This is a genomic window from Frankia sp. AgB1.9 (genome assembly GCF_016786355.1).
Lineage (GTDB): Bacteria > Actinomycetota > Actinomycetes > Frankiales > Frankiaceae > Pseudofrankia.
The window spans coordinates 1-5,160 of the sequence record NZ_JADWYX010000082.1 but is presented as its reverse complement, the minus strand read 5'-3'; the positions used below and the strand labels follow the sequence as shown (position 1 = coordinate 5,160).

Annotated in this window: 7 protein-coding genes; 1 reads left to right on the top strand and 6 read right to left on the bottom strand. The window is 72.5% G+C overall.

The genetic code is table 11. The features are described from left to right. Positions 1–53: 53 nt before the first annotated feature. The 6 genes from I6A60_RS27505 to I6A60_RS27480 form a co-directional block, all read right to left on the bottom strand. Positions 54–266 (bottom strand): hypothetical protein, encoded by a 213-nt coding sequence (locus I6A60_RS27505; protein ID WP_203021781.1) that lies wholly within the window; start codon positions 264–266, stop codon positions 54–56. A 120-nt stretch (positions 267–386) separates the two neighbouring features. After that, positions 387–749 carry a DsrE family protein gene (locus tag I6A60_RS27500; protein WP_203021771.1) on the bottom strand — a complete coding sequence of 121 codons (363 nt, stop codon included), beginning with the start codon at positions 747–749 and terminating at the stop codon, positions 387–389. Positions 750–872: 123 nt separating this feature from the next. Then, on the bottom strand, positions 873–1,640 hold the full coding sequence (locus I6A60_RS27495) for a DUF2993 domain-containing protein (RefSeq protein WP_203021770.1): 768 nt from the start codon (positions 1,638–1,640) through the stop codon (positions 873–875). 4 nt (positions 1,641–1,644) lie between these two features. Next, entirely contained in the window at positions 1,645–2,622 is a 978-nt protein-coding gene (locus I6A60_RS27490; RefSeq protein ID WP_203021769.1) for a hypothetical protein, read from the bottom strand. A gap of 276 nt (positions 2,623–2,898) precedes the next feature. Continuing rightward, positions 2,899–3,153: a MoaD/ThiS family protein gene (locus I6A60_RS27485; protein ID WP_203021768.1), complete on the bottom strand. Its 255-nt coding sequence runs from the start codon at positions 3,151–3,153 to the stop codon at positions 2,899–2,901. Positions 3,154–3,197: 44 nt separating this feature from the next. Further along, positions 3,198–4,139, bottom strand: coding sequence for an alpha/beta hydrolase (locus I6A60_RS27480; protein ID WP_238436363.1), 942 nt, complete (start codon positions 4,137–4,139; stop codon positions 3,198–3,200). 122 nt (positions 4,140–4,261) lie between these two features. Between I6A60_RS27480 and I6A60_RS27475 the strand changes: the two genes are divergently transcribed. Further along, positions 4,262–5,008 (top strand): response regulator transcription factor, encoded by a 747-nt coding sequence (locus I6A60_RS27475; protein ID WP_203021767.1) that lies wholly within the window; start codon positions 4,262–4,264, stop codon positions 5,006–5,008. The last annotated feature ends 152 nt before the right edge of the window (positions 5,009–5,160 follow it).

The following is a 5,160-nucleotide window of genomic DNA, read 5'->3' as shown; positions in this document are numbered from 1 at the left end:
GGCGGCCCACCGCTGCCGCCTTCCTCGTTTCGGTGCCCTGGCGCTGGCCAGGCTCAGGTGGGGCGTCGCGGAGATGGGATGACCGGCGGGGCCGGTGGAGCGGCCAGCACCATGGGTCGGACGGTGAAATGCCGCATCTCGTTGTCGACGGCGAAGGTCGCGGCGGCGCCACGGTCGGGAAACGGGGCGACGACCTGACGGACGTCCTGGCGTCCGGCCCCGTCGTACTGGACGACGGCGTACAGAGCTTGCGCCTCGAACATCATATGATCATCTAACCGCATCCACGCAAAGTCACGGAATCACTCCGTGGTGTGCCCACAGTGGTCCGTACCCACAGCCGCGCCGGACTGGGGATGCTCTGACCGTTTTTCCCGGGTAGTGCCTCAGTAGACGAGAGCCTGGGCACCGTCGGTCATGACCTCGGCCACGAAGGTGGCGGCGCCGGCGATCCGGATGCCGTCGATGACGTCCCCGGGGCCGATCGAGCGGCGGGCGGCGCACTGCGTGCACAGGGTCACCGTTCCGGCGGCGAGGATCGCGTCAAGGAGGTCTGGCAAGGGCGCCGCCTCCGGCAGGGAGAACTCCGCGGCCCGGCCCGGCAGCGCGAACCAGGCCGATTCCCCGGTCAGCCACAGCGAGACGGCCACTCCACTGCTGACGGCGACCGACGCGACCGTGAAGGCCTGCGAGCAGCGCTCCGGCGCGTCCGTACCCGCGGTCACCTTGATGACTAGCGATCGGCTCATCCCGCCAGTCTCGTCCCCGCCGAACGGCCGGGGCCACCGGCCTTCAGACCGCGGGCCTCCAGACCGCGGGCCTCCAGACCGCGGGCCAGAGCCGGGAGCCGCCCGCGCCGGACGGCTCCCGGTTCAGCCGGCCGGGGTCGGGGTCGGGGTGATCGCAGTCGTGTCGATGATGACGTTCGTGCCGGCGGCGCTGAACCGCATCCGGTCGGGCAGGACCGTCGCGGTCGTCAGCTTCAGGTTGAACGGCAGGCCCTCCACCGGGACCGTCACGGTCAGCAGCTTCACGACCTCTTCGTGCAGCTGGGGTGGCAGCAGGCCCGCGATGCCCTGGCTGAGCTCCCGCGGGGTGTAGGTGAAGGCTGCCGGCTTCACCCCGATGTCGGCGGTGCCGTCGAACGGGTAGCTCTGCCCGCCCCAGTTGATGGTCGAGGTGATCTTGATCGCCGACCCGGCCGCGCCGATCTGGATGTTCGTGACGAGCGCGCCCGGCTGGTTCTGGGTAGCGAGGTAGGCGTTGATGTCGGTGTAGGTGAGCTCGACGTCCGCGTCGAGGCTGTCGACCGGGATCTTGGTGACGTCGCCGCCGATGATGCTGGAGAGCGGCACATGGACGCCGTCGAGGTGCGAGCGCACCCGGTCGACGCGCAGGCCGTTCTCGGTGAGGCCGCGGACGTCGACGTTGACGTCCCGGTAGTCGCCCTTCACGACCTGCGGCAGGAACAGCGCGCCGCCGATCGAGACGGACGGCTTGGTCGGCAGGTTCTGGCTGCGTTGCGTCTGAGTGGCGATCTGGTCCGAGACCACGTGTACCGCGAGGCGGTCCGCGACGAATCCCAGCACCAGCAGCACCACGACGACAACCAGCGTTATGCGAATCGCTCTACTGCCCACCGGATCATCCTGGCAAATGCCGCCCAACCAGGTAGACGAGAGGTGCCGCGACCGTAAGGGGCGCTACAGCGGCCAACAGGACAGCGGCGACGGATCTCGCCGGGAACGGTCGTACCCGCACCCCGCCCGCCGCGAGCAGCACCGCGGGCGATCCCAGGCCCGCGTCGGCGCGCTCGCGTCGCGCCAGCCGGGCCGACGTTCTGTCGGGGGACGGCTTCGCCTGCGGTCCGGACGCCACCGGTACCGTCCCGTCAGCCGCCGAGGCGGCGAGCGCGGGGCCGGCGCGCGCGACTAGCACACCCATCACCGCGGCGGCGAGGGCACCGGCAGCGGCCAGCAACGCCCCTGAGCCGGCCGACAGCTCGTCGACGAGCCCGCCGTAGCCGGCGCCCAGGCCGGTGCCGGCGGCGAGCCCCAGCCCGCCCGCCAGCAGCGAGCCGGCGCCGAGTAGCCCGGCGAGCCACGCCACCAGGACCGCGCCGCCGATCCCAGCCAGCCCGACGGCGACGAGCAGGTCTCCCGGCGCCGGCGCGCCAGGCTGCGCCCGCAGCGCGAGCAGCCCGGCGAGGAAGGCGACCAGGGTGCCGCCGCCGAGCGCGGCCGCGAGCTCCGCCGTCACCCGCGCACTCGCGGGCGGGGGCGCGGCGGACCCGTCGTCCGCGCTGGCTGGCGCGGACGGGACGCCGACACGGCGTCGACGGAAGAGCTGGTAAACGATCACCACGGCAAGCCCGGCGCCGATGACGCCGGCGATGCTGCCGAGGTCGTGACGGGTCGCGCCGAGCACGGCGCCGTCGGCCGTCAGCGCGGCGGCGGCGAGCAGCAGCACCGTGGGCCGGGATGCCCGCAGCACGGCCACCCAGGCCCAGCCGAAGGCGAGCTGCTCGACGAGCAGCACGGCCGCCAGCTCCGGAGTGCCGGCCATGGCGGCCGCCGCGGGCAGGGCGGCGGCCAGTGCCGCGCAGAGCAGCGCGACGGTCATCCACCGCCCGGCGGCAGGCGTGGCCCGCCGCGGGGACGGTGCGGCTGGCGCGGGCGGGGTCGGGGAGGAGGGGTCCGGGGAGGAGGGGTCCGGGAACGCCGCGGGACCCGCCGATCCGGCGGGGGCGCAGGTCCGTGGCTCGCGGGCGCGCACCCCCTCATGCTTGCACGACACCCCGCCGCTGCCCGGCCGACCAGGCATGTTCATCCGATCGGCCGTGATATGGCCTTGGCGGCACTGGCGCGGGCTTCAGCCACCAGTGACGGGGCGCGGGCTTCAGCCACCGGCGAAGGGCGGCAGCGCCTCGACGACGCTGCCGGGGCGCAGCGGGATCGTGGCCGGGTCACGCCTGCCGGCGGGCTCCTCGTCGACGAGGAACGAGCAGCGGGCGAGCACCTCGGCGAGCCGGTGGCCGTGCCGCTCGGTCGCCGCGGCGACCACCGCGGCGAGCGTGTCCGCCTGGAGCCGTTCCTCCGTGACGCCGGCCGCGTCCCGCGCGGCCGCCCAGTACCGGACGGTCACCTCCGCCACCCCGGCTCCCTTCGCCGACTCAGATCATCCCGCTCCCCGGCAGGTCACGCCGTCCCGGGGCGGTTGCCGGTATGTTTCACTCTCGTTTCCCAACTGTTATTCACGTCGAGTTCGGAGTCGTCACGGTGCCCATCCAGGAGATATGGGAGATACCTCCCAATCCTGTCGACGAGCCCCGGGATCGCGCCGGCCTCCGCGTGCCCGAAGCCAGGCACGAGCCACAGCCGGGCCGACGGACCGGCCGCGGCGGCGAGTGCCCGCGGGTGCTCCACCGAGAAATAACCATCCAGCTCACCATGGACGATCAGCGTCGGAGTGGGCGCGATCTGCCCGATCAGGTCGACCGGCGCGGCCGGCCGTTCAGCGGGCAGGAGCGACCAAGGCGGAGCCGGAATCCGCACACCGAATCCGAGTCGGGCGACCTGTCGTCCCGTCGACGTCTCGGCCATCCAGTGAATGCGGCGCATCGGCGCGGTATCACGCACGAACCATCGACTGGTGGCACTGACCGCGACGACGGCGTCCGGAGTGTGACGCAGCAGACGGCCGTGAACGGCCGTTCCGGAACGCGCCAGCGCGGCATGTCTCAGTACGGCGGCACCGCCCATCGACCACCCGACAGTAACCACGCGGTCATATCCGAGTCGCCGGGCCTCACCCACGGCAACATCAACGTCGAACACCTCGCGGTCACCGAACGTACAACGACCGGTGGAGCTACCGTGACCCCGCGTCTCGATCAGCAGCACGCTCGCGTGCCAGCGCAAGCCCTCGGCGACGGAGCGCACTGGTCGCCGGGCGATGGTTCCCGAGAATCCCGGGACGACCACAGCCGCCGGCGGCCGTGGTCCGGCCCCCACCAAAGGGCCGTAGTCCAGCAAGGCAGTGGCCAGAATCTCAGCGTCGGCGGTCGGGAGAACCCGGTAGACGGTGGGAGCGCAGTCGAGCACTCCGCTATCCTCCTCACGTACCGATGTGCGTTTCATGCCCATGACGGTCGTGAGACGCCGCAGTCCGACTTGTGTCAACCAGGGCCAAGAACGGACCGCACGGCACCACTTGGGTCGACGCTGCCCCACCACCATCCGCCGCACCTGGAGGAGCCGTCTTGAGCGTCGTCCTTTTGCTCACCAACGCCCCTGGTCCGTCGGCCGAGTCATTTCCATCACTCGGCCTGCTCACGCACACCGTGCGCGTCGCGCCGCTGGAGGCCAGCGCGCTGCTCGACGCCCCGCCGGTCGACGTCATCGCCGTGGACGGACGGCGTGAACTCGTCATCGCCCGAGGCCTGTGCCGGCTGCTGCGCACGACGGGCCTCACCACCCCGCTGCTAGCCCTGGTCACCGAGGGCGGCCTCGCCGCGGTCTCCGCCGACTGGGGTGTCGACGACGTGGTGCTCGACACGGCGGGCCCGGCGGAGGTGGAAGCCCGGCTGCGCCTCGCGATCGGCCGGGTAGCCGCCGCTGGCGGGACCGCCGAGGCCGGCGTCATCCGTTCGGGCGACCTCTCCGTGGACGAGACCACCTACTCTGCCAAGCTGCGTGGCCGTCCGCTCGAGCTCACCTTCAAGGAGTTCGAGCTGCTCAAGTACCTCGCCCAGCACCCGGGCCGGGTGTTCACCCGCGCCCAGCTGCTGCAGGAGGTCTGGGGCTACGACTACTACGGCGGCACCCGCACCGTGGACGTCCACGTCCGGCGGCTGCGCGCCAAGCTCGGCGCCGAGCACGAGTCGATGATCGGTACGGTTCGGCACGTCGGTTACAAGTTCGTCGCCCCGCCGATCACCCCGCTTCCCGACACGAACGCTGCCAGCCGCCTCGAGCGCGACGAGATCCGCACGCCCGAGCGCGTCTGACCTCCGGGCGCCCGACGCACTCCCCGCGGCCCGCTCGCGGCGGTCCCCTTCCACCGGGCCGACGGGTTCACGATCCCTGACATACGGCAAGTTCGGCGGGGGGGGCGGGGCCCCCCCCCGGCGCCCCGCGGGGGGCGGGGCGGGGGGGCCCC

Bases quoted from the DNA above. Each gene is read 5' to 3' on its own strand.
- I6A60_RS27505 (WP_203021781.1), bottom strand. From the start codon at position 266: ATGATGTTCGAGGCGCAAGCTCTGTACGCCGTCGTCCAGTACGACGGG.
- I6A60_RS27500 (WP_203021771.1), bottom strand. From the start codon at position 749: ATGAGCCGATCGCTAGTCATCAAGGTGACCGCGGGTACGGACGCGCCG.
- I6A60_RS27490 (WP_203021769.1), bottom strand. From the start codon at position 2,622: ATGACCGTCGCGCTGCTCTGCGCGGCACTGGCCGCCGCCCTGCCCGCG.
- I6A60_RS27480 (WP_238436363.1), bottom strand. From the start codon at position 4,139: ATGAAACGCACATCGGTACGTGAGGAGGATAGCGGAGTGCTCGACTGC.